A 26,711-nucleotide genomic window follows, 5' to 3' on the forward strand; every position below is an offset into this window, starting at 1 on the left:
GCGCGAGCCGCAAAGGCCGCGCTTTGGAGAGGGACGATTCTATGAAAAAGACTGTGCTCGTCGCCGTTGCGACGGCTGTGCTGGTGAGCGCCTGCACCACGACCGATCCGTACACCGGCGAACAGAAGGTTTCGAACACCGCAGCCGGCGCCGGCCTTGGCGCCCTGGCGGGTGCGGGCCTCGGCCTGCTTGCCGGCGGCAATGACCGCCGCAACGCGCTGATCGGCGCCGGTATCGGCGCGCTGGCCGGCGGCGCCATCGGTGCGACCATGGACCAGAACGAGGCTGAACTGCGCCGCCAACTCGAAGGCACCGGCGTCAGCGTCACCCGCACCGGCGACCAGATCATCCTCAACATGCCGTCCGACATTACTTTCAACGTCGACCAGGATGCGGTGAAGCCCGGCTTCTACCAGGTGCTGAACTCGGTTGCGCTGGTGCTGAAGAAGTTCAAGCAGACCACGGTCGACGTGTTCGGCCACACCGATTCGACCGGTGGCGACGAACACAATTTCGATCTGTCGCAGCGCCGTGCATTGGCGGTCGCCAACTATCTCTCAGGCCAAGGTGTCGATTCGCGCCGCTTCGCCGTCACCGGATTCGGCAAGACCCGTCCGATCGCGTCCAATGGAACGGCGGCCGGCCGTGCGCAGAACCGGCGCGTCGAGATCCAGCTTTCGCCGCTGACCTGAATTGTTCGGCATCGAAATGCGAAGGCGGCCCCCGCAAGGGGCCGCTTTCTTTTTGGGCTCCTGTGGTCCGTCAAAAGGTCTAACGCATTAGAGATTTCTAATAATTCCTTTCCGGAGGCCTTGGAAGGGATTAGCATTGGTGCGGTTCCAGAGGGGATGGGGCGATACAAACGGCCGCGCAGTCACTTAGTCGGCCCCGGTCCTGCACGGCCAGATAGGAAATCTGGGAGGAATGCATGACAAGAACAGCTCGTCTTGGGCGTTGCGGCGTCCTCATTTTGACAGGTCTGGTCTCCGCTTGGTGCGCAGCGGCCACGGCTCGAGCCGAGGACGCCAACAAAGCCGACATTGAAGCGTTGAAGAAATCGCTCGCCAAATATGAAGACTACACGGTCGCCGTCCGCGACCTTTATCTGTCGACTGTCGGGTGCGTCTATTACAGCGGGGACAGGATCGAGGGCGCAATGGACTATCCGAAGGGCGCTATGGGCATCCATTTCGTCAACGTCCCGAGTGTCGGTCAGAAACTCGATCCGATGCGCCCCAATGTGCTGATCTACGAGCCGACCAAGAAAGGCTTGAAATTGGTTGGCGTGGAATGGCTGGTGCCCCTGACGCCAGACACCAAGGAACCTCCAAAACTATTTGGCCAGACCTTCATGGGACCGATGGAAGGGCACTATCCGCTCATTCCGAGGGAGTTCGTCCACTACGACCTTCATGCCTGGCTGTTCAGAGACAATCCGAACGGCATGTTCAGTCCGACCAACCCGAACGTGAAATGCAGCAAGGCAGAGTTTCCGATGCTGGAAAACCCGACCAAGATGATGCCCGGCCCGATGTGACGGACGGGCCAGGATAGGAGCGTGCCAAGAGTGCAAGCTGGCCGGCTGCATTTGAGAGCGCTCGGGAGTCAGGCTCGGACGACGATCGGCATGAGGGCCGGCGCGCATGAAGGCTGCCCGCATGAAGACAGGTATCTGGTCGCGGAAGTCGACAATGGCGCTGCGAGCCGTCAGTCGAAGGTAAAAGCGGCCCGCAAGGGCCGTTCTTGTTTGGCATGTCGGACTCCGTAATCAAGGCCTACGAGGTCGGCTGATCGACAATTGCCGCAACGATACGGCGCACGATCGGCAAGACCAGCAGCAGACTTGGAAAGCCCACTAGCCATGATGCTCCCCATGCATACGGCCAGGTCGCCACGAAACCGGTTGTCCAGCCCGCATTGATCAGCGTCGCTACCGCGGAAACAATGCACGACATCAGGATGGAAAGTACGAATGGCATTACCAGCGCATTGTAGGAGGCCGGTAGCTTCCTCGATTTCAAAACCTTGTGGGATGACGGTCGCATCACCTATCTCCTTCTCGAAAAGTGGAAGTATGCGCGGCTGGGCGCAGTCAGGCGGCCTGCGCCATTTGCTGGGCAAGGTTTCGAATAAAGCCGCGCAACGAACGCGGTTCGCGGCCCAGGGCGGCGCGCAATGTCAGACTGTTTCCGCCAAGGCCATAGTGGGCATAGTGGGCGTATATTTTGGCCAGCACCTGCATTTGGCGGTCATTGTAGGGAAGGCGTGCCTCGGCCGCCCACTCGCCAAATGTCGGCTCACCAGAAGAGATGGGTCTGCCAAGTTCCTCACTCATCATCGCAACGATGTCTTCCCGGCTGTGCATGCCGTCAGCGCACAGATCGAGGGTCGCGTAGGACAATCGCGCTTCGGTTAGGGCGATCGCCGCCACCTCAGCGACATCGCGGTAGTCGACGCGGGCCAGCTTCGCCGTCTTTGGAAACGGTTCCGAGAAAACACCATGTTCAACGACGGACGGCCAGGCCGCTGCGAGGTTCTGCATGAAATTGGCAGGGTGCAGAATCGTATATTCCATCGTCGTCGAGTAGAGAGCAGCCTCGACAGGCACCTTGCTGGCATGGTTCTTCAGTCGCGTATTGGTAGGCTGGATCACCGACGAGAAGACGAACTTTCGAACTCCTGCTCGCGTGGCGGCCTCAACCATGGCAACGCCCATGGCTGCTTCATCGGGAGCAAAAGCCGGCCCAATGTGAAAGACGCCGTCGACGCCCGCGACCGCCCTTTCGAGGCTCTGACGATTTCGCAAATCTCCTGTCGCAACCTCGGATGCCCCCACCTTCCGGGCCTTTTCGGCATTCGCAGGGTCGCGAACGAGCGCTCGAACATTGGCATTGCGGCGGACAAGTTCAGGCACGACAAGTCCCGCAACTCGGCCTGTGGCACCAACAACCAGAACAGTTGGATTGGCTACTTGCATGACGATTTCCTTCCATCAAGCCTGTCCTCGCGGGACAACTTGCAGAGAGGTACGACGTCGCAATTGTCGTTACAATTACCCGTTTTTGCGATATATTATGTCGAATGTCGGGAGAATGCATGAGCCGGATGGACGATTTCGAGGCTTTCATCGCGATCGTCGAGCATGGAAGTCTGACGACTGCCGCACATCGGCTGAACCGCTCGCTGCAGTCGGTCAGCCGGTCCCTGGCGGCACTGGAGCAATCAGTCGGCGTCGAGCTGATCCACAGGACAACGCGTCGCTCGACACCAAGTGAAGTCGGAGCAGCCTTTTTCAACCGGATCAAACCCGCGGTCGACGAAATAAACGACGCAAGACTTCAGGCGATCAATCAACGATCGGAGCCGGCAGGCGTCCTGCGCATCGGGGCGCCGGTTCTGTTTGGCCCGAACGTCCTGATGCCTGTCATCGCGGAATACATGCGGACATTTCCCCGGGTCGAGGTCGATCTTCAACTTTCCGATGGATTTGCCGATCTTGGCGCCGAAGGTCTCGACCTGGCAATACGCATCGGCGATTTGCCGGATTCCAACTTGAAAGCCAAACGCCTGGGAGCGTTGCGGCGCGTTGTGTTCGGCGCGCCTTCCTATTTCGCGCGGTGCGACCGGCCGGCCCATCCCTTCCAGCTGAGTGAGCACAGTTGCATCATCAGAACCGCTAACGAGCGTCCAGGTGAATGGACGTTTCAGATCGACGGGAAACCCCGGACCGTGAAGGTCGCAGGCGCTTTTCGCTCCAATCTGATGACCTCGGTCTATGCCGCCGCAATCCACGGACTGGGTTTGGGCTTCTCGCCTCTGTGGCAGATAAGACATTTGGTCGACGACGGTCTCGTCGAACTGGTTTTGACGGAATTCGAGCCGGCACCGGTGCCGATCCATGCCTTGTGGCAGGAAGGCCGGTCATCTTCGGCCAAGGTTCGGGCATTTCTGGATTTATTGGCATCCCGCCTGGAACTCAAAAGCCTGTAGCATCGACGGGTATTTGAAGCGCTCCAGGCCGGAAGAGATCGGGCAGATCGAGCCTGTCTTGCGATTACCGCGCATGGCGCTGATTGATCCTGAGCGGGCTCCAGATCTCGCATCCCAATCGCGTCCAGGAAAGCCGCGCGTCCTCGGGACGCCGCGGCTCATGGAATCAGACCTTGGCGACGATCTTCATGAAGGCCGGCATGTCGTCGCCGAAGCCGACGGTGCCGTCATTGTCTTCACCGCGGTTGTTGCCGCGGGCAGGGCGGCTGTTGCTGGCGCGCTGCGGCCTTGTGTCGCCGCGTTCCGGGGCGCGGTTCTCGTTGTTGCGATCGGAGACCTTGCGGTCGCTGTTTTCGGAGCGGATCGCTTCCTTGCGCTGATGCCGTTCGCCGATGTCGGCGACCGCGGCCTCGGCTACCACCGGCTGTTCCTCGCGCGCGGCATCTGCCGCTGGCGCGTCGTCGCTGCGCTTGGCATGGCGTTCGCGCGGCTTGCGCTCGCCACCCTCCTTGCGATCATGGGCCTTGCGGTCCTCGTCCTTGCGGCCGGCGCGGCGCGGAGCGCCACGGCCACGGCGGGGCGCTTCGTCCTCGCCGCCTTCGCTGGCGACCACGGTCGACAGGTCGCCGTCATGCCACTCGATCTTGTTGCCGATCAGCCGCTCGATGGCGTCGATGTATTTGGTGTCGGACTTGGTGGCGATGGTGAAGGATTTGCCCGAGCGTCCGGCGCGGCCGGTGCGGCCGATGCGGTGGACATAGTCTTCGGCGTGGATCGGCACGTCGTAGTTGAAGACGTGGCTGACGTCGGGAATGTCGAGGCCGCGCGCGGCGACGTCGGACGCCACGAGATAGCGCAATTTGCCATCGCGGAAATTGGCCAGCATCTGCATGCGGGCGCGCTGGTCCATGTCGCCATGCAGGGCGCCGGCGTCGAAATCATACTTCAGCAGCGAGCGGAACAGCTCCGCGACCTCGACCTTGCGGTTGCAGAAAATGATAGCGTTCTTCAGCTCGGCGTCTTCGGCCTTTATCAGATTGCGAAGCGTCTCGCGCTTGTCCCACGGCTTGGAGCCGGACTTGACCAGGCGCTGGATGATGTTGGTGGCAGCGGATGCCGCCTTGGAAACCTCGACGCGCACCGGCGCATGCAGGAACTTCTCGGTGAGCTTGGTGATCTCCGGCGGCATGGTCGCTGAGAAGAACAGCGTCTGCCTGGTGAACGGGATCATCTCGCAGATGCGCTCGATGTCGGGGATGAAGCCCATGTCCAGCATGCGGTCGGCCTCGTCGATGACGAGGATCTCGACGCCGTTGAGCAACAGCTTGCCGCGCTCGCGGTGATCGAGCAGACGGCCGGGCGTGGCGATCAGCACGTCGGCGCCGCGCTCCAGCTTCTTGTCCTGCTCGTCGAAGGAGACGCCGCCGATCAGCAGCGCGATGTTGAGCTTGTGGTTCTTGCCGTATCTGATGAAATTCTCTTCGACCTGCGCGGCGAGCTCGCGCGTCGGCTCGAGGATCAGCGTGCGCGGCATGCGGGCACGGGCCCTGCCTTTTTCGAGGCGGGTCAGCATCGGCAGCACGAAGGAAGCCGTCTTGCCGGTGCCGGTCTGTGCTATGCCCAGAATATCCTTGCCGAGCAAGGCATGCGGGATGGCGCCAGCCTGGATCGGCGTCGGCACGGTGTAGCCCGCATCGGTGACTGCGGAAAGGACCTTGGGCGACAGGCCGAGGTCTGAAAAGGTCAACGCTTCTAGAGCGGTCGTGGTGTCTGAGGACAAGAGTTGCTGTCTTTGGCTGGTTCGGGGAAGCGCAACGGCATCCGTCGCGGCAAGCACAGCGTGCCTGCAAGATTGGTATTGCGATTAGGCGCAAGCCCGCGATTTGTCAACAGAAACGGGCGGGATTGGCACGATTGTGAAAACGTAAGCTTAATCGCGATGCTTAATTAGGTAGTCACTCTTTGCGCCGGCTCAATAGCGAAACTGCTCGGCGAGAATGCGTTCGTTCCACGAATGGTTGGGATCAAACAGCAGCGTTGCCGTCGCAGTCGGCGATTCGCGGACCGTTACGGAAGCCACCGCCTTGACCTCGGTGTGGTCGGCGGCGGTGTTCACCGGGCGCTTTTCCGACTCCAGAATATCGAAGCGTACGGTCGCCTTGTTTGACAACAAGGCACCCCGCCAACGGCGCGGCCGGAACGGGCTGACCGGGGTCAGCGCGAGCAACGGCGCATCCAGCGGCAGGATCGGCCCGTGCGCCGAAAGATTGTACGCGGTGGAGCCGGCCGGCGTCGCGATCATCACGCCGTCGCAGTTCAGTTCCTCGATGCGAACCTGCTCGTCGACGGTGATGCGGATCTTTGCCGTCTGGTAGGACTGACGCCACAGCGCCACCTCGTTGATGGCGAGTGCCGAAACCGTCTCGCCCTCATGCGTCAACGCCAGCATTTCCAGCGGGCGGATCGTTTCGGCGACGGCGGCCGCGATGCGCTCGGTGAGGCCCCCGACGCGGTACTCGTTCATCAGGAAGCCGATGGTGCCACGGTTCATGCCGTAGACCTTCTTTCCCGTGCTCATCGTGTCGCGCAAGGTCTGCAGCAGGAAGCCGTCGCCACCCAGTGCCACCACCACCTGGGCGTCGTCGAAGGATGCCTGGCCATAGCGGGCCGACAGGCTCTCCATCGCCGCCTTGGCATCGGCAGTGTCGGAGGAGACGAAGGCGAGATTGGCTTTGCTCATGACATTCCGATGGCGGTCGGCCGATGGCGGTCGGCGGCGGTTGCGTGGGGTAGCATGGGCAAGCGCATCTGCAAAGGGAGGCATCGTCCGGGCCAGTTGCGGCCGCGGCGAAACGAAATCGGCGGCTCGCGCTTCATGTCGCCGGAACGGCGAATGTGATGGTTAAGTGCGAGCTTAAGCACTCGTAAAGCCTGATCGATCATGTTAGCCGACAGAGGATGGGTGGCTGGGGGGCTAGCCAGTCGAGACCTGTCTATTGCCGGTGACACGCCTGATTATCGTCTTCCTTGTGATGGGAAGTTTCGCCCTTCTCTTTGCGGAGCTTGTGCGGCAGTCCGAAGACATGAGCTCCAGGCCGATGGCCTCACGCTGCGGCGGCGCCGGCGTGCCATGCCCGCAAAACGCATTGTAGGCGAAGCCAATCCGCCAACGACGATCCGTCGCCTACTGCCCGACAATCCTCAGATTGGCGTTGCCGTAGAATGTGTAGGCGAGATAGGTCGGATCGCCGGTCCGGTAGAATTCTCTGCGGACATCCTGCAGGATCTCGGCCAGATAGACCGGCCCGTCCTTGATCCGCGTGCTGATGCCGCCATAGAAATCGGTCGAGAAGGCCGCTGCCGCGCGGTCGGTCAGTGGCCACATGCCGCCGATGAAGCCGGAAGCGCCGCCCGCCAGCACCGCCGGACCCCAGCCCTGCACGAAGCCGCCGAGCATCTGCGAACGGCCGGTGTCGCAGGCGTTGAAAAAGTAGAACGGATTGCCCTTGCCATGCGCGGCCGCGACCAGCGCGGCCCATGTATCGGGGTCGAGCGACTGGTCGACGAGATCGATGGCAAAGACCGGCCGGCCACTGCTCGGCTGGTTGACCTCGCCATGACCGGAGAAATGAATGAAACCGGTCGAGACTTCACCGACCAGTTTCTCGAAAGAGGTGAAATCGCCATCGAAGCGGCGGTAGCCGTAAAGCTTGCTCAGCGCCGCGATCTCGTCCTGCTGAAAGCGCAGCGAGCGCTTGTCGAGATAGGAGGGCGCGACGGCCGCGACGCCGGTGAAGGTCATGCGGTCGAGCGGGTTGTCGACCTGTGAGGCACTGCTGCGCGGAGCCCAGCGCGCCAGCCGGTAGCCCATGCCGAGAAAACCGTCGGCGACGGCGCCGTCGGCGCTGCGCGGGCGGATCAATTCCCAGGGCAGCGTCGGGCTGTTCGAGGTGATCTGGATCGAATGGAGTTCGCCTTTGCCGCGCAGCGACCAGAACACGTCCTTGAACGGTTTCGGCACATAGTCGCGGTAGAGCGCATCGCCAAAACCTTCGGCGGCGAGCGTGACAAAGCGCTTTTGCGCCCCCGTATCGCTGCTTGCGGCAGGCTGCTGCAGCGAAACGGCGCCGCGCAGGCTCAATCCGAGCTGCAGCAGGCGGCGGTATTCGGAGTCCAGCCATGCCGCCATCTCAGGTGGCGTCGAGAACGTATCGGTCACCGGACCGGCCAGATGCGGCGAATGGATGATGATCTGCCCCGAACCCAGCCCGCTCGGATCGTCATAGAGGATGGTCACGTCGAGATCGGGGACGTCATCGCCGGCTGCGCCGCCGAGCGTCACATTGCCAGTTACCGCCGGCTGCGGCGCCGCTGCGGCCAGCATCAGCATGGCAGGTGCTGCGGAGCGTTCGGCTGTGGCGCTCAGAGCGGCTGCCTCGACAGGCGCGGTGCGGCGAATGATAACCGACCGCGATGCCGATCCCAGGAACCTCCCGGCGCTGTAGATGCGCGCGATGAACTGGGCCGGCTTGCTGTCCTTGGCGATCGGCCGCGCCTTGACGTCGAAGCGGACGAAGTCGCTGTCGCCCTGGCGGTAGAGCGTCGTCCGTCGGCTCCATTTGCCGCCGTCAGCGAGATCGAAGCCGGAGGCGAACAGATCGATATCGATCGGCCATTGCTCGGTTCCCGCCGGCATCGCCATGGCCAGGGCGCCATCTTCCGTCACCGACGAGCCCGGCGCTGCCTTCACCTTCACTTCGGGCGTGAATTGCTCTTCGGTAAGGGCGATCGAAACGGTCACCGTCTCGCCGGCGAAAATCTCATCCGGCGCATCGATGGTTGGATGGCGCACCACCTCGACAGCGCCCGTCTCGGGTTGTGGAAGGGCGCCGCCGGAAGGAGGGCTTTGCGCCTGGTCGATGGGCGGCGGCGCTGGTTTCGGTGGCGCCTGCGCCTCCGGCGGACTTTCGGCGCCGGTCGCGGGTGGCGGGGCCGATGTCATGCCGTCCTCAGGGGGGATCCCTGCCTTATCGGGGGGCGGTTCGGCGCCGGTGGCTCCGCCATCCTGCGGATAGGTCCCGCCGAGATTGTTCTGGGCAGCGGCCACAGCTGCGTCTTCAAGACGTTGCTTTTCCTCTTCGTATCGTTGCCGAGCCTGCTCTTCCTGCAATTGGCGCTGCTGTTCCTGGCGTTTGTATTCCTCGTAGAGCGCCGCCTCCTTGGCGCTGTCGCCCATCGCGGCATCGGGACTGCCGGAGCCCGGTGCAACGTCCATGGGGTAGGGCTCCTGACCGCTGCCATCGGCGTAGTCGCTGCCATCAGGCTCCCAACCGCCACTCCCGGAGATGTAGCCGCCGCTCGCCATCGCCGGCGGTGCCGGTTCCGGCACAAGCGGCAGCGCCGGTGCCGCGCCGGCCACCTGGTCCGGCGTCAGCACAAAGGCAGCGTCTGCCGAGCGGCCATATGCCATCCATGGCCACTGGGCGCCTGACGTTTTGTCGATAGTGGTTTGCCTGACCGAGGCGAGGATGATGGCTATGTCCGCGCCGCGCTTGACCAGCGCAGCGGTGAGCGCATCGGCAAATACGGTGACGGGGCGGGCTTCGCCCAGTGCAACGGTTCCGGGTTTGGCCGACAGAGCGACGATGGCGTGGGTGAGGGGATCGACCGCCGCCAGACCCTGCATCACGCCGGAAGTAGGGTTGTGGCCATCGCCGGGATTGTCGAGCAGAACCACCTTCAATGTCGGGGTTGCCTCGAGCGCCTGCATGAACAGATCGAGGGGCAATGCCGTCTGGTCGACCGTTTCCTTTGAATCGATCCGGGTGCCGCGCGTCAGTAAATAGTTCCTGCCGTTGGCCTGCGCGGTGTGGCCGACATAGTAGAAGATGCCGACGGAGTCCGGTTTGGCCAGGGATTGGGCGAAATCATGCATGGCGCGCGCGACATCGGCGCGGTCGCCATCCGACACCTGCCGGACGGTGAAGCCAAGCGATCGTAGTGTCGCTGCAACGAGTTCGGCACTGAGGTCGGCGTTGGCGATTGCCGGTGAGCCCTCAGAGGCCGGATTGGCGACAACCAGCGCTATCCGCTCTTCGCCGCGCGCAGCGGAGAAGAGCGCCATGGTCATCAGCAGCACGACCGCCAGAAAAAGGCGCATGACCGTGATCCAAGCCCTGCAGGCTGCGGCGCTCACGCCACGGCTTGCCCCAATTCATCAATGGCCCAACCTTGACCATATCATGTCGGCTTCGCCGGCGCACTGCCGGTGCCGATGATGCAGTTGTGTCGCTAAAAGATATTGACTGTATGTTTAGTAATTAATACGGTTGCCCGAGATACCGAGTTGGTCAGCCGGCATTCGCCGGTGAATGATCACCAGGACGAAGGGAACTTAGGGACTCGAGGCGCAATCCCGCCGGTCCCAACAATGGGAGACACAAGCATGCAGTTGAAATCGACCGCCACGGCGCTCGGCCTGTCGCTGCTGGCGATGACCGGCATTGCCCGCGCCGAGGGCGAACTCCAAATCTACAATTGGGGCAACTACACCAGCCCGGACCTGATCAAGAAGTTCGAGGAAACCTACAAGGTCAAGGTTACCGTCACCGACTACGACTCCAACGATACGGCTCTGGCCAAGGTCCGCCAGGGCGCTTCCGGCTATGACATCGTCGTTCCATCGGCCAGCGTGATGCCGATCTGGATCAGCGAAGGCCTGCTCTTGGAAACCGATCCCAACACGATGGAGAACTTTAGAAACGTCGATCCGAGATGGGTCGACGTGCCGTTCGACCCCGGCCGCAAATATTCGGTGCCGTGGCAATGGGGCACGACCGGCATCTCGGTCAACAAATCGGTCTATGCGGGCGATCCGAACACCTCGGCGATTTTCCTCGATCCGCCGCCGGAACTCGTGGGCAAGATCAATGTCGTGCCCGAAATGGGAGACATCATGTTCCTCGCCATTGCCTATGAGGGCGGTAAGTACTGCACCGACGACAAGGTGCTTTTGAAAAAGGTGCATGACAAGCTCATCGAGGCGAAAGCGAAATGGCTGTCGCTCGACTATGCGGCCGTCGACGGTCTCGGCAGGGGCGACATTGCCGCCGGCGTCAACTGGAACGGCATATCGCTGCGCGAGCGGCTGGAGAACGACAAGATCGTCTACGGCTATCCCAAGGAGGGCTTTCCAATCTGGATGGACAATGTCGCGGTGCTCAAGGATGCCAAGAACGTCGAGAACGCCAAGCTCTTCCAGAATTTCATCATGGACCCCAGGAATGCAGCGATGATCTCGGCCTTCGCGCACTACGCCAATGGCATCAAGGGCTCCGAGCCCTTCCTGCCGGCCGATATGAAGGGCGCGCCCGAAGTGGATGTTCCGGCCGAATTTGCCGACAAGGGCCAATTCATGTCGGCCTGTCCCGCCGACGTCCAGGCGCTCTACACCAGGATCTGGACCGATCTGCAGAAATAGCAGCGCCGCCGGCCGAAGCTGACCAACATCGGGCCGCGCATCGCGGCTCGGCCATCCCCAATGCCAGATGCCGTAAAGCCGCCGCGGGAGATTTTTTATGTCCGATCTCGACCTTTGCTACATGCCGGCCAGCGAGGCGTTGCGGCTGTTCAAGGCGAAGAAACTGTCGCCTCTGGAACTGATGCAGGCCACCATCCGCCGCGCCGAGGCAACCAAGGCGACGATCAACTGCCTCACCTTCACGCATTTCGACGAGGCGATGGATCTCGCCAGAAAAGCCGAGGCGAAATACGCCAGAGGCGCCAGGACCGGCGCGCTCGAGGGCCTGCCGATCGGCATCAAGGATGAGAGCTACATCAAGGGCAAGCCGACCTCGCATGGCTCGCTGCTGTCCGGGGACGCCATTGGCGGCCATACCTCGACCATGAACGAGCGTGTCATGAAGGCCGGCGGCATCGTCCACGCCCGCACCGCGACGCCCGAATTCAGCTGCGCCGGTTATACCTGGTCGAAGCGCTGGGGCGTCACGCGCAACCCCTGGAACCCGGATTTCACGCCGGGCGGTTCGTCGGGCGGTTCGGCGGCAACGCTGGCCTCCGGCACGTCGTCGATCGCAACCGGCTCGGACATAGCGGGCTCAATCCGCATCCCTGCCTCGGCCTGCGGCCTGGTCGGCTTCAAGCCGCCTTACGGCCGCAATCCCGATGAGCCGCCGTTCAATCTCGATTTTTTCTGCCACACCGGGCCCTTGGCCCGAAACGTCGGGGATGCGATCCTGCTGCAGAACGTCATGGCCGGGCCGAGCCCGCTCGACATCGCCACGCTGCGCCCGAAACTGCGCCTGCCGCTCGACTACAAGCCGATCAAGGGTTGGAAGATCGCATTCTCCATGGATCTCGGGTCCTTCGAGGTGGATGCGGACGTGCGCAAGAACACGCTCGCTGCCTGCGATGTGTTCCGCTCGCTCGGCGCCACCGTCGAGGAGGTGGACCTCGGCTGGGGCGACGAGGTGCTCAAGGCCGGCATGGCCTATCTCGAACATCTCTTCGGCGCCTCGCTGTCGCCGCTGCTCGCCAAGAACGGCAAGGACATGACCAGCTATGCCAGGCAGTTCGCGCAGGACGGGCAGAAGTCGAAGGCGACGGATTTTGTCGCGACGCTCGATGTGGCGGCCAGGATGTACCTGACGCTGGGGCCTTTGCTGGAAAAATACGACGTGCTGATCTGCCCGACCAATGCGCTTCCCGCAGTGCCGGCGGAATTCGATCAGACCAAAGGCAAGGTCGAGATCAATGGACGAGAGGTGAACCCGTCGCTGGGCTGGGTGATGACGACGCCGTTCAACATGCTGAGCCGCTGCCCGGTTCTGTCGATCCCGTCGGGCCGCGCCGCCAACGGCGTGCCGACAGGCATCCAGATTGTCGGCCGCACCTATAGCGACGCTGACGTGTTCCGGGCGGGTATGGCCTATGAGACGGCTCGTGGTCAGTGGTACACGAATGCCGGGACACGCCCGGCGCTGTGAGTCCGCAGGGCGCCGGCATGCCAAGGCAGCGGCGGGATGTTTCGGCCGCCGGGGAAAGGCCTGACGACAATGGCGCAACGCATAGCCACTCCGGATGCGGGAAAAAGCAAGGCGGCCAAGGGTGCGGCGAACGACGCCGCGCCCAAGGACCGCCGGCGCGAGCGCGGCGAAGCGAGCGTCCAGCGCATCATCGACGCCACCATCGAGCTCATCGCGGAGGAGGGGCTGGCCAGCGTCACCATGCAGCGCATTGCCGAGCATGTCGGCTCGTCCAACGCACTGGTGGTCTTTCATTTTCGCAGCAAGGAGAACCTGTTCCGGGCCGTCCTGCAATATCTCAGCGACCAATATGACGCGCTGTGGCTGACGCTGGTGCGGGCGCCCGGCCTGTCGCCGGTGGAGCGGGTGTTGGGCGCGGTCGATTGCGCGCAGCGCTTTGCCCGGCAGCATCCGAAATGGGTCTCGGTCTTCGTCGTGTTTTCCAGCGACCGCAAGAGCATGCAGATCTACAATGAAATCGGCCTGCCGAGCGATCTCGCCTACACGGCCGAAGCGCGCGAGCTGCTGATCGAGATTTCACGCAGCGGCGGTTACACCGGCGTCGACATAGACACGCTGTCGGAGAGCCTGAACTATCTGGTGCATGGCGCCTGGTATTGGGACCATCTCAACCCGTCCAGCCGCGACACCGACGTGCTGCGCAAGACCATGCTGCTCCTGCTGCACCAGGCCTTTCCGCGGCATTTTGACTTGGGGTGAGATGCGGCCATTGCGAGCGACGAAAGCGTCCTCTGCAAACCTAAACCCGAAAATCTCTACGATGCCTTGATCTCTGTAAAAACGCTTGCACAATCCAGAGGTGCGAGCTAAACAACCCAGGGATGCATTCGAGGGTGGGTAAATGTGGCATTGGGCGATACTTCTGTTGCTGATTGGCGTGCCGGTTTTCTTCGCCGTCCGGTCGTCGCGCAAATCCTCACAGAGCCCAGATGACCTCGTGGGGTTCGGCGGCTGGCTGATCCTGCTGGCGATCAGCCTGTCCCTTTCGCCGTTGCGCACACTTGTCGATATGGCCAGTCTGGTCAAAACCTACCAACAGCTTGTTACAGTGCCCAACGGGGCCTTGGCCATCTATGGCGAGGCAGCCCTCAATCTGGCATTTCTGGTGCTTCAGCTGGTCGTGCTTGTTTCGATGCTGCGGCGAAGCCACCGCTTTCCGCAGCTGTTCATATGTCTGTGGTTCGCGATCCCTCTCTTGTTCGTACTGGACACAGTTTGGATATCGACTGTGCTTGGTGTCCCGGTAAACCGTTTGCTTGCCGGAGGAGCTCTGGTTACACCTTTGGCATCCTTCATAGTCACAGGGATCTGGGCCGCCTACGTCTACAGGTCGGTTAGGGTGAGGAACACGTTCGGCGATACGGCAGCCATACAGGCTGCCACATTTTCCTAGAAGGTCCGACGGCTGCGAGTTGGCCTGATGTCGTGCTGCCAGCTCCGCAGAATAGAACCGTCGGCAGTCCTCCTTCGTCTAACGAGCTTCGAGTGGCCTGCCACCCGAAGCTCGAAGAGTGAAGGGTGGTGCCCCCGGACGGAATCGAACCGCCGACCTTCGGTTTACAAAACCGCTGCTCTACCAGCTGAGCTACAAGGGCACGGCGCTCCGGTTAGCATATTTCGTGCGCCAGTAAAGACAAAACTCCGTTTTCGATCGCTAATGGACCCCGCCGAGGTGGGCGGGCCGCCATGCTGAAAACCGCCAATGCGATCCCTACATATCTCTCAGGTGCAAACGCATCGAACGGGGTGTCGCATGATCAGACTTGTCATCATCCTGCCGCTTGTCGTCATCGCCTGGTTTCTCGTGGTGAAGCTCATCAAGGATGTGAAGAGCGCCAAGATCGACTGGACCGGCGTCGCCACCATCATCGGCTTCATCGTGCTGGCCTTCTGGCTGCGGCACGTTACGGGCATGGGGTGACGGGAGCGAATAGCGAATAGGGAGTAGCGAATAGGGAAGTCTTAACTCCCGAAAGCCATTTCGCTACTCGCTACTCGCTACTCGCTACTCGCTGAAACCTTCGAACCTTTCGCCGCACCGCGACGACTGATCTCCAGAGGCGAATGGTCGCCTCGACCAGGGAGATCATCATGTTGAAGCGCACTCTTACGTCAGGCCTCGTCGCCATTCTCGTCGCCACCGGCGCGCTCGCCGGCACCGTGCAGTCGTCCTCCGCTCACAGCCACCACCATCATCACAAGCACCACGACAAGCCTTGGTGGTGGTGGAACCACCACCACAAGCACCACCACCACAAGCATCATCATGGCAAGGTGATCATCTTCCTTTGAGCGAGACGACCGCCTCGCGGAAAGGGCGGCTTCGGCCGCCCTTTTTTGCTTGGCCTCGATAGCGATGAAACCGGCACGCAGCAGATTTTTGCCGGACCCGAGAAGAAATCTCAAAAACCTTCGAACCTTTTTTCTCGTCGCGACGACCCATCATCAAGAGGCGGATGGATCGCCTCTCGCAACGAAACAAGGAGATCGTCATGTTCACGCGCAAAATCGCTTCCGCTCTTATCGCCAGCACTGTCGCCGCCACCTCGCTGGTCGGCACCGTCCAGCCGTCGGCCGCCCACAGCCATCACCACAACCGCGAAATCGGCATCGGCATCGCCGCCGGCGTCGGCGGGTTCGTGCTCGGCAGCCTGCTCAACCAGCAGCCCCGCACCGTCTATGTCGACGACGAGGGTGGCTCCTGGCACGTCCGCCGCTGCGCCAACCGCTACGCCAGTTACGATCCGTACTCCGACACCTATGTCGGCTATGACGGCTACCGCCACTATTGCCGCCTTTAGGAGGAGGCACCCCCACACGGAAAGGAGGGGCTGTACGCAGCCCCTCCTTCCTGATTTGAGCGCGCCGCGGTGCGGGCTACGGTTCGGAGATCGGCAATCCCGCTGCACGGCAGATGCGGGCAACACTCGCATTCTGCGATTGATCGCCCATGGCGATGAGTTCGAAGCTGCTTCCTTCATCCGGATAGATCTTGGCGGCGAACGGTTGGTCTGTTGTATGACCACCGGACGACGTCTTTGCAGCGACATGGCCGCAGACCAGGATTTCGCGGCGGCCGTCGAGCGTTCGCTCGCCGGCACGCATCTGCCCGAATCTGGCGGATACAGGATCCTGCAAATGCTGGCGAATGCCGATCGTGATTGTCTCCTCCAAAGCGAGCGAGATCGGAATCTCGCTGACTTGCTGGGAGACAGGGGCGGGTTCGGGCGCCGTCGCCACGCATCCGCACAGTGAAGCGGCGAGCAAAAGCTGAAGCGTTCTCCGCATTATAATCGGAACCCGCCGATCATCCTCGTCACCTCAGCGGCGGCGTCGCGCACCAGCGGCCCGATCTCGTCCAGCCGCTCCATCGTCACCCGCACCGTCGGTCCGGAGACCGAGACACCGCCGATCGGCTCGCCGAACTCGTTGAAAATGGCGGCGGCTACGCAGCGCATGCCGGGATGCCGCTCCTCGTCGTCGACCGACCAGCCGCGGTGCTTGATGACAGCCAGGTCATGGGCCAGCGCCGAAATGTCGGACAGCGTCTTGTCGGTGAAGCGCTGCAGGCCCGACTTGCGCAGGATGGCGGCGACGCGTTCCGGCTCGAGCTGCGCCAGCACCGCCTTGCCGATGCCCGAGGCATGGAAGGAGCTGCGCGTGCCCGGGCGGAAGAAGGCGCGGATCGCCTGATGGGTCTCGACCTGGCTGACGAAAACGACGCAATCGTCCTCGGCGACGCCGAGATTGGCGGTTTCACCGGTCTTCTCCATCAATTCCTGCATGACCACGCGGGCCCGGTCGACAAGCTTGCGGCGGCGCAGGAAGGCGGCACCCATGCGGTAGGTCTCGACGCCGATCGACCACAGCTGGTCCGATGTATCGAACTCGACCATGCCGTGGTTCTGTAGCGTCGTCAGCATGCGGTAGGCGGTGGACGCCGCGAGCTCGCTACGCGCCGAAATCTCGCTCAGCGACAGGCCACTGCCTTCAGCGACGATGGCCAGGATGCGCAAGGCCCGGTCCAGCGACTGTACAGAACCGGCCTCGGACGGACCGTTGAAAGCGCGCGGCCGGCCGCGCTGGCGTTTTTCGCTGGTTTCCATGGCGGCATTGTCGCCGGTTTCGCCGAAATCGCAATGAAAAACTTTTTCACAGATTCTGGTGCCCGGATTCATGAAAAACGGAAAAGCCAGCGAAATCAGTGGACAGGAGCCGTTTTCTAGAAATGAAAAATTATTCTGAAAAAATTGAAAAATGAAAACCATACTGGCATTGTCGGTCGACCAACAATTTGCGGAGGCTGGACGTGGCCAGGATGCGCGCTGTAGATGCAGCGGTTCTCGTTCTCGAAAAGGAAGGCGTTTCCTGCGGCTTCGGCGTGCCGGGCGCGGCGATCAATCCGTTCTATTCGGCGCTGAAGGCGAGGGGCTCGATCCGCCACATCCTGGCGCGCCATGTCGAGGCGGCCTCGCATATGGCCGAAGGCTACACGAGAGCCAAATCCGGCAATATCGGGCTGTGCATCGGCACCTCGGGCCCGGCCGGCACCGATATGATCACCGGGCTTTATTCGGCGGCGGCGGACTCGATCCCGATCCTGTGCATCACCGGTCAGGCGCCGCGGGCACGGCTCAACAAGGAGGATTTCCAGGCGGTCGATATCGCCGCCATAGCCGCACCCGTCGCCAAATGGGCGGTCACGGTCATGGAGCCCTATCTCGTGCCGATGGCGCTGCAGAAGGCGTTTCATCTCATGCGCTCGTCGCGACCGGGCCCGGTGCTCATCGACCTGCCGGTCGATGTGCAACTGGCCGAGATCGAATTCGATATCGATGCCTACGAGCCGCTTGTCCCGTTCAAGCCGGCAATGTCGCGCGCCCAGGCCGAAAAGGCCTTGGCGATGCTCAATGCCGCGGAAAAGCCGCTGATCGTTGCCGGCGGTGGCATCATCAATGCCGATGCGTCCGATCTCCTGATCGAATTCGCCGAGATCACCGGCGTTCCGGTCATACCGACATTGATGGGCTGGGGTACGATCCCCGACGATCACCGGCTGATGGCCGGCATGTGCGGGCTGCAGACCTCGCACCGCTACGGCAATGCGACCATGCTGGAAGCCGACTTCGTCTTTGGCATCGGCAATCGCTGGGCCAACCGCCACACCGGTTCGGTCGATGTCTACACCAAGGGCAAGAAATTCATCCATGTCGACATCGAACCGACCCAGATCGGCCGGGTGTTCGCGCCGGATCTCGGCGTCGTCTCGGACGCCGGTGCGGCACTAAAGATGCTGCTCGACGTCGCCACCGAATGGAAGACGGCAGGAAAGCTGCGCGACTGGTCGGGCTGGGCGAAGGAATGCCAGACCCGCAAGAAGACGATGAAGCGCAAGACGCATTTCGAGCAGGTGCCGCTGAAGCCGCAGCGCGTCTATGAGGAGATGAACAAGTCGTTCGGCCGTGACACCACCTACGTCACCACGATCGGCCTCTCGCAGATCGCCGGGGCGCAGTTCCTGCATGTCTACAAGCCGCGCAACTGGATCAATTGCGGCCAGGCCGGCCCGCTCGGCTGGACGCTGCCGGCAGCGCTTGGCGTGCGCGCCGCCGATCCGGATCGCACCATCGTGGCGCTGTCGGGCGACTACGACTTCCAGTTCATGATCGAGGAACTGGCGGCCGGCGCACAGCACAAACTGCCGTATATCCATGTCGTCGTGAACAATGCCTATCTCGGCCTGATCCGCCAGGCGCAGCGCGGTTTTGCGATGGATTTCGAGGTGAGCCTGGCCTTCGAGAACGTCAACCGCGCCAACGATCCGGAGGCCGGCTACGGCGTCGATCATGTCGCAGTCGCAGAAGCGATGGGCTGCAAGGCGGTCCGGGTGCGCAAACCGGAAGAGTTCGCCGGCGCGTTCAAGGAAGCGCAGCGGCTGATGAAGGAATACCAGGTGCCGGTGGTGCTCGAATTCATCCTCGAGCGCGTCACCAACATTTCCATGGGCACGGAAATCGACAAGATCACCGAATTCGAGGACCTTGCCGAAAGCCATGAGGATGCGCCAACGGCGATTGTGTTGCTCGATTAGGCGCGCCGATATTCAGGTGAGACAGGCCTGCAAACGGCGCCTTCCTGCGCTTCCGGTGCTCACGTACAGAAAGTACGTTCCGCTCCGGTTTTCGAAAGTCACCGTTTTCGACTCTGCCCGACCTGAATCTCAACACGCCTAGGGCCAAGCAGAAGAAGGAGAAAAAGAATGCCGCGTTTTTCAGCCAATCTGTCGATGCTCTTTGGCGAGCATGAGTTCCTCGATCGCTTCGATGCCGCAGCCCGCGCCGGCTTCAAGGGCGTCGAATATATCGGCCCCTATGATCATACGCCTGACGTGGTCGCGGCCCGGCTGAAGAAGAACGGCCTGACACAGGTGCTGTTCAACCTCCCGGCCGGCGACTGGGGCAAGGGCGAGCGCGGCATCGCGGTTTTGCCCGACCGCGCGCCGGAATTCCGGCAAGGCATCGCCAAGGCGATCAGCTATGCCCATGCGCTCGGCTGCGAGCAGGTCAATTGCCTCGCCGGCATCGCGCCGCAGGGCGTGGATCGTTCGGTGCTGGAAAATACCTTTGCCGAAAACCTGGCGTTTGCAGCCGAGAAACTGGAGCAGGCCGGCATCCGGCTTTTGATCGAGCCGATCAACACGCGCGACATACCGGGTTTTTTCCTGAACTATTCGGAGCAGGCGCTGGCGCTGATCGAGCGCGTCGGCTCGAAGAACCTGTTCCTGCAATACGACATCTATCACATGCAGATCATGGAGGGGGATCTCGCCCGTACCATCGAGGCCAACCTCGGCCGCATCGCGCATATCCAGCTTGCGGACAATCCCGGCCGTCACGAGCCGGGGACGGGCGAGATCAATTATCCCTTCCTCTACGAGCATATCGACAGGATTGGTTATTCCGGCTGGGTCGGGGCGGAATACAAGCCGAAGGCGGGGACGGAGGCCGGGTTGGGGTGGTTCAGAGAGCTTAACGGGCAGGGGAGTGCTGCGGCTTAGCTGTTACGATTGAAGTCGCGTTCCTTCGCGCCCCCCTCTGGCCTGCCGGCCATCTCCCCCACAGGTGGGGAGATCGGACGTCATCCCGGCTTTCGCCAATCCCCAACATTGCAGGGTGAGCGAGGCGCCGAAACTGCCAATCTCCCCACAAGTGGGGGAGATTGGCCGGCAGGCCAGAGGGGGGCGCGAAGGAACTCAGCCTCAACAAAGGAGACAACAATGGAAACCATCGGCTTCATCGGCCTCGGCATCATGGGCGCGCCGATGGCGGGGCATCTGCTCGATGCCGGCTACACCGTCGTCGCCAGCGACCACCGCTCGAAGCCGCCGGCCGATCTCGTCGCCAAGGGCTTGAGAAGCATCACCGGCCACGCGGCAGTGGCGAAGGCCGCGGATATCATCATCACCATGGTTCCCGACACCCCGCAGGTAGCCGAGGTGCTGTTCGGCGACAATGGTGTCGCTTCCGGCCTGAGCAAGGGCAAGCTGGTCATCGACATGAGCTCGATCTCGCCGATCGAGACCAAGGTTTTCGCCAAGAAAATCAACGATCTCGGCTGCGACTATCTTGACGCGCCGGTGTCGGGCGGCGAGGTCGGCGCAAAGGCGGCGTCGCTGACCATCATGGTCGGCGGCGAGGACAAGGCGTTCGAGCGCGCCAAGCCCGTGTTCGAAAAGATGGGCAAGAACATCACGCTTGTCGGCCCGAACGGCGTCGGCCAGACCACCAAGGTTGCCAACCAGATCGCCGTGGCCCTGACCATCGAGGCGATCGCCGAGGCGCTGGTCTTTGCCTCAAAAGCCGGCGCCGACCCCGCCAAGGTCCGGCAGGCGCTGATGGGCGGGCTGGCGGCATCGCGCATCCTCGAAGTACATGGCGAGCGCATGATAAAGCGCGCCTTCGCGCCGGGCTTCCGCATCGAACTGCACCAGAAGGATCTCAATCTGGCGCTGGAAGGCGCCAAGGCACTCGGTGTCTCGCTGCCCAATACGTCGACGACGCAGCAGCTGTTCAACTCATGCTCGGCGAATGGCGGGGCAAAAGAGGATCACTCAGCGCTGGTTCGTGCGCTGGAGCGGATGGCGGGGCATGAAGTGGGTGAATAGTGAATGGTGAATAGTGGCGGTAAGAACGCTTTTCCATTCACTATTTCACCATTCACCCTCCAAGGAATTTCCGTGCCGCATAAAGGCTCACCGCCGCCGCATTCGACACGTTGAGCGAGCGGATGGCGCCGGGCATGTCGAGGCGGGCGAGCGTGGTCACCGTCTCGCGCGTCTTCTGGCGCAGGCCCTTGCCTTCGGCGCCAAGCACCAGCGCGATCTTCTCGCCTGAAAAACCCGTTTCGAGTTCGGCCGGCCCGTCCGAATCGAGGCCGATGGTCTGGAAGCCGGCATCGTGCAGCTGTCCCAGCGCGTCGGCCAGGTTCTTCACCTCGATCTGGTCGATATGCTCCAGTGCGCCGGAGGCGGATTTGGCCAGCACGCCGGATTCCTGCGGGCTGTGGCGGGCCGTGGTGATCAGTGCGCCGGCGCCGAAGGCGACCGCCGAGCGCAATATGGCGCCGACATTGTGCGGGTCGGTGACCTGGTCGAGTACCAGCACCAGTTTCGTGTCGCCGAGCGTGTCGAGGCGTTTCGGCTTCAACGGTTCGGCTTCGATCAGCACGCCCTGATGCACGGCATCCGAACCGGTGATCTTGTCGATCTCCTTGGGCTCGACGAGTTCGGCCTTGAACGGCAAAGCGGCGAGGTCGGCGATCGCCAGCCGCTCGGCGGCATTGCGCGTCACCAGCATTTTACGGATCTTCCGCCGCGGATTGTCGAGCGCCGCGCGCACCGTATGCAGGCCATAGAGCCTGACCAGCCCGTCGGCGGCGTTTTCGCCCGGCGGCACCGGCTGGCGCGGCCGGAAGGCGGGCGCGCCGCCGGCCTTCTCGTCGCGGTGGGCGCGGCGCAGCTTGGCGTAATGGGTGTCTTTGGCGGTCTTGGGCGTGTTGTCATTGCTCATGGCCGGCTTCTATAGCCGCGTCGCCGGGCCATGGATACAGGCAGAAAGCCGGCTTGCCGGGTGAGCTGTCAAAATCAGCGCATTTTGCCTTGCGGTGCGGTTGACACCCACTGGCCTTGCCGCCATAAGGCGCTTCGCTGATTTCGGACAAAACCCTGGTTTCGACCTGATCGGCGAGAATGCCTCGTTGCAAGGCTTCGACGGCAGGCTGGAGAGGTGCCCGAGTGGTTAAAGGGGACGGACTGTAAATCCGTTAGCTTAGCTTACGTTGGTTCGAATCCAACCCTCTCCACCACTGCCAGCCCGCGAACCTTGAGGACGATGCGGGTATAGCTCAGTGGTAGAGCAGCAGCCTTCCAAGCTGAATATGCGGGTTCGATTCCCGCTACCCGCTCCAAACACTCATCAAATCTCAGCGAATATCTCTACGACGTTGCCGTCGGGATCGCGGAAGAACACTGTTCTGTGGCCCCAGACCTGGTCGGTGAGAGGCAGGACCGGCTGCACGCCCTTGGCCTGAAGCGCCTCGGCGCAGGCCGCCACCATCTCCGGCGCCACCCGGAATGCCAGTTGCAGCGACAGCGCATCCCGCTGCTGCGGCGTGTCGTTGAACATCATGCCGAGGCTGGTCAAGGCCAGCGTGTTCGGGCCGACCCGATATTCGATCCACCTGTCGCCGAGTTCGCGCTGCAGATCAAATTCCATCACATCCCCGTAGAAGCGCCGCATGGCGGCCATGTCGCGGGCGAAGATGACGGTGTAGTCGATCTGACGGATTTCATTGAGCGCGTTCATTGTCGAAGTCCCGTGGGCTGATGTTGCGATCGCCCGCAACCTAGCTTTCCTTTAAAGGGGTACAAGACTACCGCTTATACTGGTATTGACGGTGACAGAATGACGTATGACGGCCCACGGCACGACGAGCTTGCCCGCTTCCTGCGCGAGCGGCGGGACCGCTTGCCGCGGATCGATGGCGCCAATGGCCGCCGCCGGGCACCGGGCCTCAGGCGCGAAGAGGTCGCCGCCGAGGCGGGGATCAGCACCACCTGGTACACTTGGCTCGAGCAGGGACGGGAGGTGAACGCGTCGCCGCAGGTGCTTCGCTCGCTAGCGCGGGTGCTGAAGCTGAGCCGGTCCGAGCAGGCCTATCTGTTCCAATTGGCGCGGCCCGATCTCGACTGGCGAAACCGGCTCGGCGAGCAAGGCCTGCCCAGCGCGCCGTTGCTCAGCCTGCTCGACGGGCTGGCGCCGCACCCGGCATATGTCGTCAATCGCTATTGGCAGGTCGTCGCCTGGAACCACCCCGCGGCGGTGCTGCTCGGGGATTTCGAGACGGATGATGAGTGGTCCGGCAGCCTGCTCGCCCGGCTGTTTCTCGACCTGGAATGGCGGCAGCGCTTTGTCGACTGGCCGGAGGTTTCGCGCTCGGCGGTCGCGCAGTTCCGGCTTGCCACTGTTGCCATGACTCGCGATCCGGTGCTGGCCGCCCTGGTTTCGTCACTGGAAGCGGCAAGCGAAGCGTTCGCCACGTGCTGGAACAGCCGCGACATCGCCGAGCCACCGATCTGGCGGAAATCCATTCGGCACCCTGTCGCCGGCGCGATGTCGTTCGATTTCGCCACGCTGCAGCCGGGTGGCCGCGACAGTGATTTCTCGGTTTCCCTCTACACGCCGGTCGATGCGTCGACTGCCAGACGGTTCGCGGCGCTGGTCGCAGCAACGCCCGACAGCCGCAAGGCGGTGCCGGGCGTGTTTGCGCGTGATGCAGGCGCAGAAGTCTAGCTGTTGAAGGCGGACGCGACCTGGTGTTGCTGCGGCACCTGTCCGTTCGGCGTCAGTCTGTCGACAATGCCTGGCAGGGCTGTGGACAATTGCTTGAGCAACTCCTGCTCGTCCAGCCCGGTCCTTTGCGCGATCTCTCGAATGACCTGCGGGCCGATCGCCTTGCCGAGATCATTGGCGTTGATCGGCTGGTTCTGCCCGGTGCCGACCCAGGAGTCAGCAACATTGCCTTGGCCGGCATTCTTGAGCTTGTCGAGCAGTCCGCCCAGTCCGCCAAGCAGGCCGCCGTCGCCTGAGGCCGTGGTTCCGGTGGGGGCTGGCGTTTGAGGCTGGGCGGGCTCGCCCGTCTCTTCGGCACTCGTCTGTTCGGCGCTTCTGCCGCTCAGCATCTTTCCCACCAGCAGCGCGCCGAGCGCGATCATCAGCGGTTTGGTGATGTTGCCGCCGGGTACGGCGTTGTCAAAGAGTCCCATAGGTCAATCCTCCATAACGACCAAGCCCGTCCCGCCGGCTACAATGGACCATGCGGGCGGAATTTCAAGTTGGCTTGAGCTTTTGACAATCATGTGACCATGATCGGCGGGCGGGGAATGGAGAGGAAAAATGGGCATTATCAGCTGGATCATCCTCGGCGTCATCGCCGGCTTTATCGGCAGCAAGATCGTCAACAAGACCGGCCAGGGCTTGATCATGGATATCGTGCTCGGCATTGTCGGCGCCATCGTCGGCGGGCTGATCTTCAGCGCCTTTGGCGCCACGGGCGTGACCGGCCTCAACATCTGGAGCCTGATCGTCGCCGTTATCGGCGCGGTGGTCGTGCTGTGGGCCTATCACCAGTTCTCCGGCAAGCGAACGCTTTAGGCGCCAGTCTGCCGACTGGCCGACCGCAGGTCGGCCAAACCTGCTTCGACGCGTTGACTTGGGTCAGGCGACGACGGTCAGCCTGCGTTTGCGTTCATCGAGCGAGACGATGGTCAGCCCGCTCGCGACCACAAGCAGGATGCCGCAGACCGCCAGGGCATTCGGGAACTGCCCGAATACCAGCACGCCTGAGATGACCGCCCAGACGGTGAAGCAGTAGTAGAACGGCGCCACGACGCCGGTGGGACCGACGCGATAGGCCATGAAGATGAAGAAATGGCCGAAGATCAGGAAAAATCCGGCGCCGGCCATGAGCAGCAGGTGCCGGGCTTCCGGCATCACCCAGCGCTCGGAAACGAGATGCGCGGCGCCCGCGCCGATCAGCACCACCACGACGGCGGAAATGGCGACGATCATGCCCGGCACCTCGGCCGCGACCCGCCTGCCGGCAAGATCGCGCGCCGCCGCCAATGCCGCGTTGCCGAGCGCCAGCAACGCATAGACCGAGATGCCCTGCATGGTCGGCTGGGCCACCATGAGCGCACCGATGAAGCCAAGCCCGATCAGCGCCATGCGCACGCCGCCGATCCGTTCGCCGAACAGGATGGAGGAGCCGACCAGCATCAAAAGCGGGGTGATCTGCCCGAGCGCGGTCGAATCGGCGATCTGCATGTTGGCCAGCGCCACGACGTAGCAAAGGATGGCCGCCAGCTCGAGCAGGTTGCGGCGCAGCACGCGTTTGTCGAAGATCAATGGAATCTGCCTGCCATAGCCCAGCAGGAACAGCAGCGGCATGCCCCATAGCGTGGCCGCGACCCCGCGCAGGAACAGCACTTCATAGGACGGCAAGCCCGCGGTCGCGAGTTTCATCATCGTGTCGTTGACGAGGTACGACCCCGTCGAAACGATCATGAACAGCGGGCCGCGTATGGAGGTCGGTATGAATTGCATGGGGCAACCAAATCAGACCGCCGCCGTAGCGGCAATGGGCCAGGCGCTGGCTGCACATCCGGCAGGCAAAGGCCAGGACATGGGCGGGACAGGACATGGGCGGGAATGGCAAACAGGTGCTGGAGCCCGCAGCCCCCATTTCATTTCCGCTCGCGCGTTCCTATATCAGCGCCACATCCCGCAATCGGATCATCGGTTCGCACCGAGTGGACAGCGCACCCGGCCACAAGGCACTTGTGTTTTTCGGCCGTAGTCGCTAATCGCCCCGCATTCGACTGAACTGAAGGTCAAGGCCGTCCAAGGAAAGAGACTATGGCAAAAGGTAAATTCGAGCGTAACAAGCCTCATGTGAACATTGGCACGATTGGCCACGTCGATCATGGCAAGACGTCGCTGACGGCAGCGATCACGAAGTATTTTGGCGAGTACAAGCGCTACGACCAGATCGATGCGGCGCCCGAAGAGAAGGCCCGCGGCATCACGATTTCGACGGCGCACGTCGAATACGAGACGGCAGCGCGCCACTACGCCCATGTCGACTGCCCCGGCCACGCCGACTATGTGAAGAACATGATCACGGGTGCTGCGCAGATGGACGGCGCGATCCTGGTTGTTTCGGCCGCCGACGGCCCGATGCCGCAGACCCGCGAGCACATCCTGCTTGCCCGTCAGGTCGGCGTGCCGTCGATCGTGGTGTTCCTGAACAAGGTCGACCAGGTCGACGACGCCGAGCTGCTCGAACTGGTCGAGCTCGAGGTTCGCGAGCTTCTGTCGAAGAACGAGTTCCCCGGCGACGACATTCCGATCGTCAAGGGTTCGGCGCTGGCTGCTCTGGAAGATTCCAACAAGACCATCGGCGAAGACGCGATCCGCGAGCTGATGGCTGCGGTCGATGCCTACATCCCGACCCCGGTTCGTCCGCTGGACAAGCCGTTCCTGATGCCGATCGAAGACGTGTTCTCGATCTCGGGCCGTGGCACGGTCGTGACCGGCC

27 protein-coding genes and 3 tRNA genes are annotated in these 26,711 nt (G+C 62.4%); 18 read left to right on the plus strand and 12 right to left on the minus strand.

The window, feature by feature from the left end:
• Nucleotides 1–41: 41 nt before the first annotated feature.
• Together NKI10_RS21075 and NKI10_RS21080 are read left to right on the plus strand one after the other, a co-directional pair.
• Nucleotides 42–692, plus strand: a complete 651-nt coding sequence (locus NKI10_RS21075) for a YiaD family glycine zipper/OmpA-like lipoprotein (RefSeq protein ID WP_023667470.1) — start codon at nt 42–44, stop codon at nt 690–692.
• A gap of 236 nt (nt 693–928) precedes the next feature.
• A complete protein-coding gene (locus NKI10_RS21080) occupies nt 929–1,537 on the plus strand; it encodes a hypothetical protein (RefSeq protein ID WP_023691231.1) in 609 nt (202 codons plus the stop codon).
• Between the two features lie 238 nt (nt 1,538–1,775).
• On the opposite strand, the gene NKI10_RS21085 is transcribed toward NKI10_RS21080, so the two are convergent.
• Nucleotides 1,776–2,045, minus strand: a complete 270-nt coding sequence (locus NKI10_RS21085) for a DUF2798 domain-containing protein (protein ID WP_023667468.1) — start codon at nt 2,043–2,045, stop codon at nt 1,776–1,778.
• A gap of 47 nt (nt 2,046–2,092) precedes the next feature.
• The gene (locus NKI10_RS21090; RefSeq protein ID WP_023691232.1) at nt 2,093–2,977 is read right to left on the minus strand and encodes an NmrA/HSCARG family protein; all 885 of its coding nucleotides are present in this window, start codon (nt 2,975–2,977) and stop codon (nt 2,093–2,095) included.
• 119 nt (nt 2,978–3,096) lie between these two features.
• Between NKI10_RS21090 and NKI10_RS21095 the strand changes: the two genes are divergently transcribed.
• Nucleotides 3,097–3,990 (plus strand): LysR family transcriptional regulator, encoded by an 894-nt coding sequence (locus NKI10_RS21095; protein WP_023691233.1) that lies wholly within the window; start codon nt 3,097–3,099, stop codon nt 3,988–3,990.
• Between the two features lie 166 nt (nt 3,991–4,156).
• Here the strand turns inward: NKI10_RS21095 and NKI10_RS21100 are convergent, their stop codons facing one another.
• The 3 genes from NKI10_RS21100 to NKI10_RS21110 all read right to left on the minus strand — a co-directional run bounded on the left by NKI10_RS21100 (nt 4,157) and on the right by NKI10_RS21110 (nt 10,150).
• Nucleotides 4,157–5,770: a DEAD/DEAH box helicase gene (locus tag NKI10_RS21100; RefSeq protein ID WP_031196539.1), complete on the minus strand. Its 1,614-nt coding sequence runs from the start codon at nt 5,768–5,770 to the stop codon at nt 4,157–4,159.
• 192 nt (nt 5,771–5,962) lie between these two features.
• Nucleotides 5,963–6,730 carry an NAD kinase gene (locus tag NKI10_RS21105; protein WP_023681482.1) on the minus strand — a complete coding sequence of 256 codons (768 nt, stop codon included), beginning with the start codon at nt 6,728–6,730 and terminating at the stop codon, nt 5,963–5,965.
• A gap of 444 nt (nt 6,731–7,174) precedes the next feature.
• Complete coding sequence (locus NKI10_RS21110) at nt 7,175–10,150, minus strand: caspase family protein (protein WP_352861777.1); 2,976 nt, start codon at nt 10,148–10,150, stop codon at nt 7,175–7,177.
• Between the two features lie 285 nt (nt 10,151–10,435).
• Between NKI10_RS21110 and NKI10_RS21115 the strand changes: the two genes are divergently transcribed.
• The 4 genes from NKI10_RS21115 to NKI10_RS21130 all read left to right on the plus strand — a co-directional run bounded on the left by NKI10_RS21115 (nt 10,436) and on the right by NKI10_RS21130 (nt 14,448).
• Nucleotides 10,436–11,470 (plus strand): extracellular solute-binding protein, encoded by a 1,035-nt coding sequence (locus tag NKI10_RS21115; RefSeq protein ID WP_023688398.1) that lies wholly within the window; start codon nt 10,436–10,438, stop codon nt 11,468–11,470.
• A 97-nt stretch (nt 11,471–11,567) separates the two neighbouring features.
• On the plus strand, nt 11,568–12,995 hold the full coding sequence (locus NKI10_RS21120) for an amidase (RefSeq protein ID WP_023688399.1): 1,428 nt from the start codon (nt 11,568–11,570) through the stop codon (nt 12,993–12,995).
• 69 nt (nt 12,996–13,064) lie between these two features.
• Entirely contained in the window at nt 13,065–13,754 is a 690-nt protein-coding gene (locus tag NKI10_RS21125; protein WP_023688400.1) for a TetR/AcrR family transcriptional regulator, read from the plus strand.
• 166 nt (nt 13,755–13,920) lie between these two features.
• The gene (locus NKI10_RS21130) at nt 13,921–14,448 is read left to right on the plus strand and encodes a DUF2569 family protein (protein WP_245260196.1); all 528 of its coding nucleotides are present in this window, start codon (nt 13,921–13,923) and stop codon (nt 14,446–14,448) included.
• Nucleotides 14,449–14,574: 126 nt separating this feature from the next.
• Here the strand turns inward: NKI10_RS21130 and NKI10_RS21135 are convergent.
• A tRNA-Thr gene (locus NKI10_RS21135) sits at nt 14,575–14,650 on the minus strand.
• A 158-nt stretch (nt 14,651–14,808) separates the two neighbouring features.
• Here NKI10_RS21135 and NKI10_RS21140 point away from each other — a divergent pair.
• The 3 genes from NKI10_RS21140 (at nt 14,809) to NKI10_RS21150 (ending at nt 15,856) form a co-directional block, all read left to right on the plus strand.
• Nucleotides 14,809–14,976, plus strand: coding sequence for a hypothetical protein (locus NKI10_RS21140; RefSeq protein ID WP_023710564.1), 168 nt, complete (start codon nt 14,809–14,811; stop codon nt 14,974–14,976).
• A gap of 170 nt (nt 14,977–15,146) precedes the next feature.
• Complete coding sequence (locus NKI10_RS21145; RefSeq protein ID WP_081731275.1) at nt 15,147–15,347, plus strand: hypothetical protein; 201 nt, start codon at nt 15,147–15,149, stop codon at nt 15,345–15,347.
• Between the two features lie 200 nt (nt 15,348–15,547).
• Entirely contained in the window at nt 15,548–15,856 is a 309-nt protein-coding gene (locus NKI10_RS21150) for a BA14K family protein (protein WP_023667455.1), read from the plus strand.
• A gap of 76 nt (nt 15,857–15,932) precedes the next feature.
• On the opposite strand, the gene NKI10_RS21155 is transcribed toward NKI10_RS21150, so the two are convergent.
• Nucleotides 15,933–16,295 carry a hypothetical protein gene (locus NKI10_RS21155; protein ID WP_245263552.1) on the minus strand — a complete coding sequence of 121 codons (363 nt, stop codon included), beginning with the start codon at nt 16,293–16,295 and terminating at the stop codon, nt 15,933–15,935.
• A gap of 47 nt (nt 16,296–16,342) precedes the next feature.
• Nucleotides 16,343–17,161: an HTH-type transcriptional regulator BhcR gene (bhcR, locus tag NKI10_RS21160; RefSeq protein WP_023681470.1), complete on the minus strand. Its 819-nt coding sequence runs from the start codon at nt 17,159–17,161 to the stop codon at nt 16,343–16,345.
• Between the two features lie 203 nt (nt 17,162–17,364).
• Between bhcR and gcl the strand changes: the two genes are divergently transcribed.
• The 3 genes from gcl to NKI10_RS21175 all read left to right on the plus strand — a co-directional run bounded on the left by gcl (nt 17,365) and on the right by NKI10_RS21175 (nt 21,219).
• Nucleotides 17,365–19,146, plus strand: coding sequence for a glyoxylate carboligase (gcl, locus tag NKI10_RS21165; protein WP_352444046.1), 1,782 nt, complete (start codon nt 17,365–17,367; stop codon nt 19,144–19,146).
• A 168-nt stretch (nt 19,147–19,314) separates the two neighbouring features.
• Nucleotides 19,315–20,112 carry a 2-oxo-tetronate isomerase gene (gene otnI, locus NKI10_RS21170; protein WP_023734386.1) on the plus strand — a complete coding sequence of 266 codons (798 nt, stop codon included), beginning with the start codon at nt 19,315–19,317 and terminating at the stop codon, nt 20,110–20,112.
• 108 nt (nt 20,113–20,220) lie between these two features.
• The gene (locus NKI10_RS21175) at nt 20,221–21,219 is read left to right on the plus strand and encodes a 2-hydroxy-3-oxopropionate reductase (RefSeq protein WP_352861781.1); all 999 of its coding nucleotides are present in this window, start codon (nt 20,221–20,223) and stop codon (nt 21,217–21,219) included.
• Nucleotides 21,220–21,271: 52 nt separating this feature from the next.
• Here NKI10_RS21175 and NKI10_RS21180 read toward each other — a convergent pair whose 3' ends face one another.
• Nucleotides 21,272–22,123, minus strand: coding sequence for a TrmH family RNA methyltransferase (locus NKI10_RS21180; RefSeq protein WP_352765589.1), 852 nt, complete (start codon nt 22,121–22,123; stop codon nt 21,272–21,274).
• 210 nt (nt 22,124–22,333) lie between these two features.
• Here NKI10_RS21180 and NKI10_RS21185 point away from each other — a divergent pair.
• Nucleotides 22,334–22,418 (plus strand) — tRNA-Tyr (locus tag NKI10_RS21185).
• Nucleotides 22,419–22,446: 28 nt separating this feature from the next.
• Nucleotides 22,447–22,520, plus strand: a tRNA-Gly gene (locus tag NKI10_RS21190).
• A gap of 8 nt (nt 22,521–22,528) precedes the next feature.
• Here NKI10_RS21190 and NKI10_RS21195 read toward each other — a convergent pair.
• A complete protein-coding gene (locus NKI10_RS21195; RefSeq protein WP_352861783.1) occupies nt 22,529–22,918 on the minus strand; it encodes a VOC family protein in 390 nt (129 codons plus the stop codon).
• A gap of 99 nt (nt 22,919–23,017) precedes the next feature.
• Here NKI10_RS21195 and NKI10_RS21200 point away from each other — a divergent pair, with 99 nt between their 5' ends.
• Nucleotides 23,018–23,905, plus strand: coding sequence for a helix-turn-helix transcriptional regulator (locus NKI10_RS21200; RefSeq protein WP_352861785.1), 888 nt, complete (start codon nt 23,018–23,020; stop codon nt 23,903–23,905).
• Here the strand turns inward: NKI10_RS21200 and NKI10_RS21205 are convergent.
• Nucleotides 23,902–24,378: a YidB family protein gene (locus tag NKI10_RS21205; RefSeq protein ID WP_023667447.1), complete on the minus strand. Its 477-nt coding sequence runs from the start codon at nt 24,376–24,378 to the stop codon at nt 23,902–23,904. The two genes, NKI10_RS21200 and NKI10_RS21205, sit on opposite strands and share 4 nt — an antisense overlap.
• Before the next feature lie 130 nt (nt 24,379–24,508).
• Here NKI10_RS21205 and NKI10_RS21210 point away from each other — a divergent pair, with 130 nt between their 5' ends.
• Nucleotides 24,509–24,766: a GlsB/YeaQ/YmgE family stress response membrane protein gene (locus NKI10_RS21210; protein ID WP_023667446.1), complete on the plus strand. Its 258-nt coding sequence runs from the start codon at nt 24,509–24,511 to the stop codon at nt 24,764–24,766.
• Nucleotides 24,767–24,829: 63 nt separating this feature from the next.
• Here NKI10_RS21210 and NKI10_RS21215 read toward each other — a convergent pair whose 3' ends face one another.
• On the minus strand, nt 24,830–25,717 hold the full coding sequence (locus NKI10_RS21215; protein WP_023681464.1) for a DMT family transporter: 888 nt from the start codon (nt 25,715–25,717) through the stop codon (nt 24,830–24,832).
• Between the two features lie 312 nt (nt 25,718–26,029).
• Here NKI10_RS21215 and NKI10_RS21220 point away from each other — a divergent pair.
• A partial coding sequence (locus NKI10_RS21220; protein ID WP_352861787.1) for a GTP-binding protein occupies nt 26,030–26,711 on the plus strand: 682 nt, incomplete at its 3' end.

This window comes from Mesorhizobium sp. M0802 (assembly GCF_040320115.1).
Classification (GTDB): domain Bacteria; phylum Pseudomonadota; class Alphaproteobacteria; order Rhizobiales; family Rhizobiaceae; genus Mesorhizobium.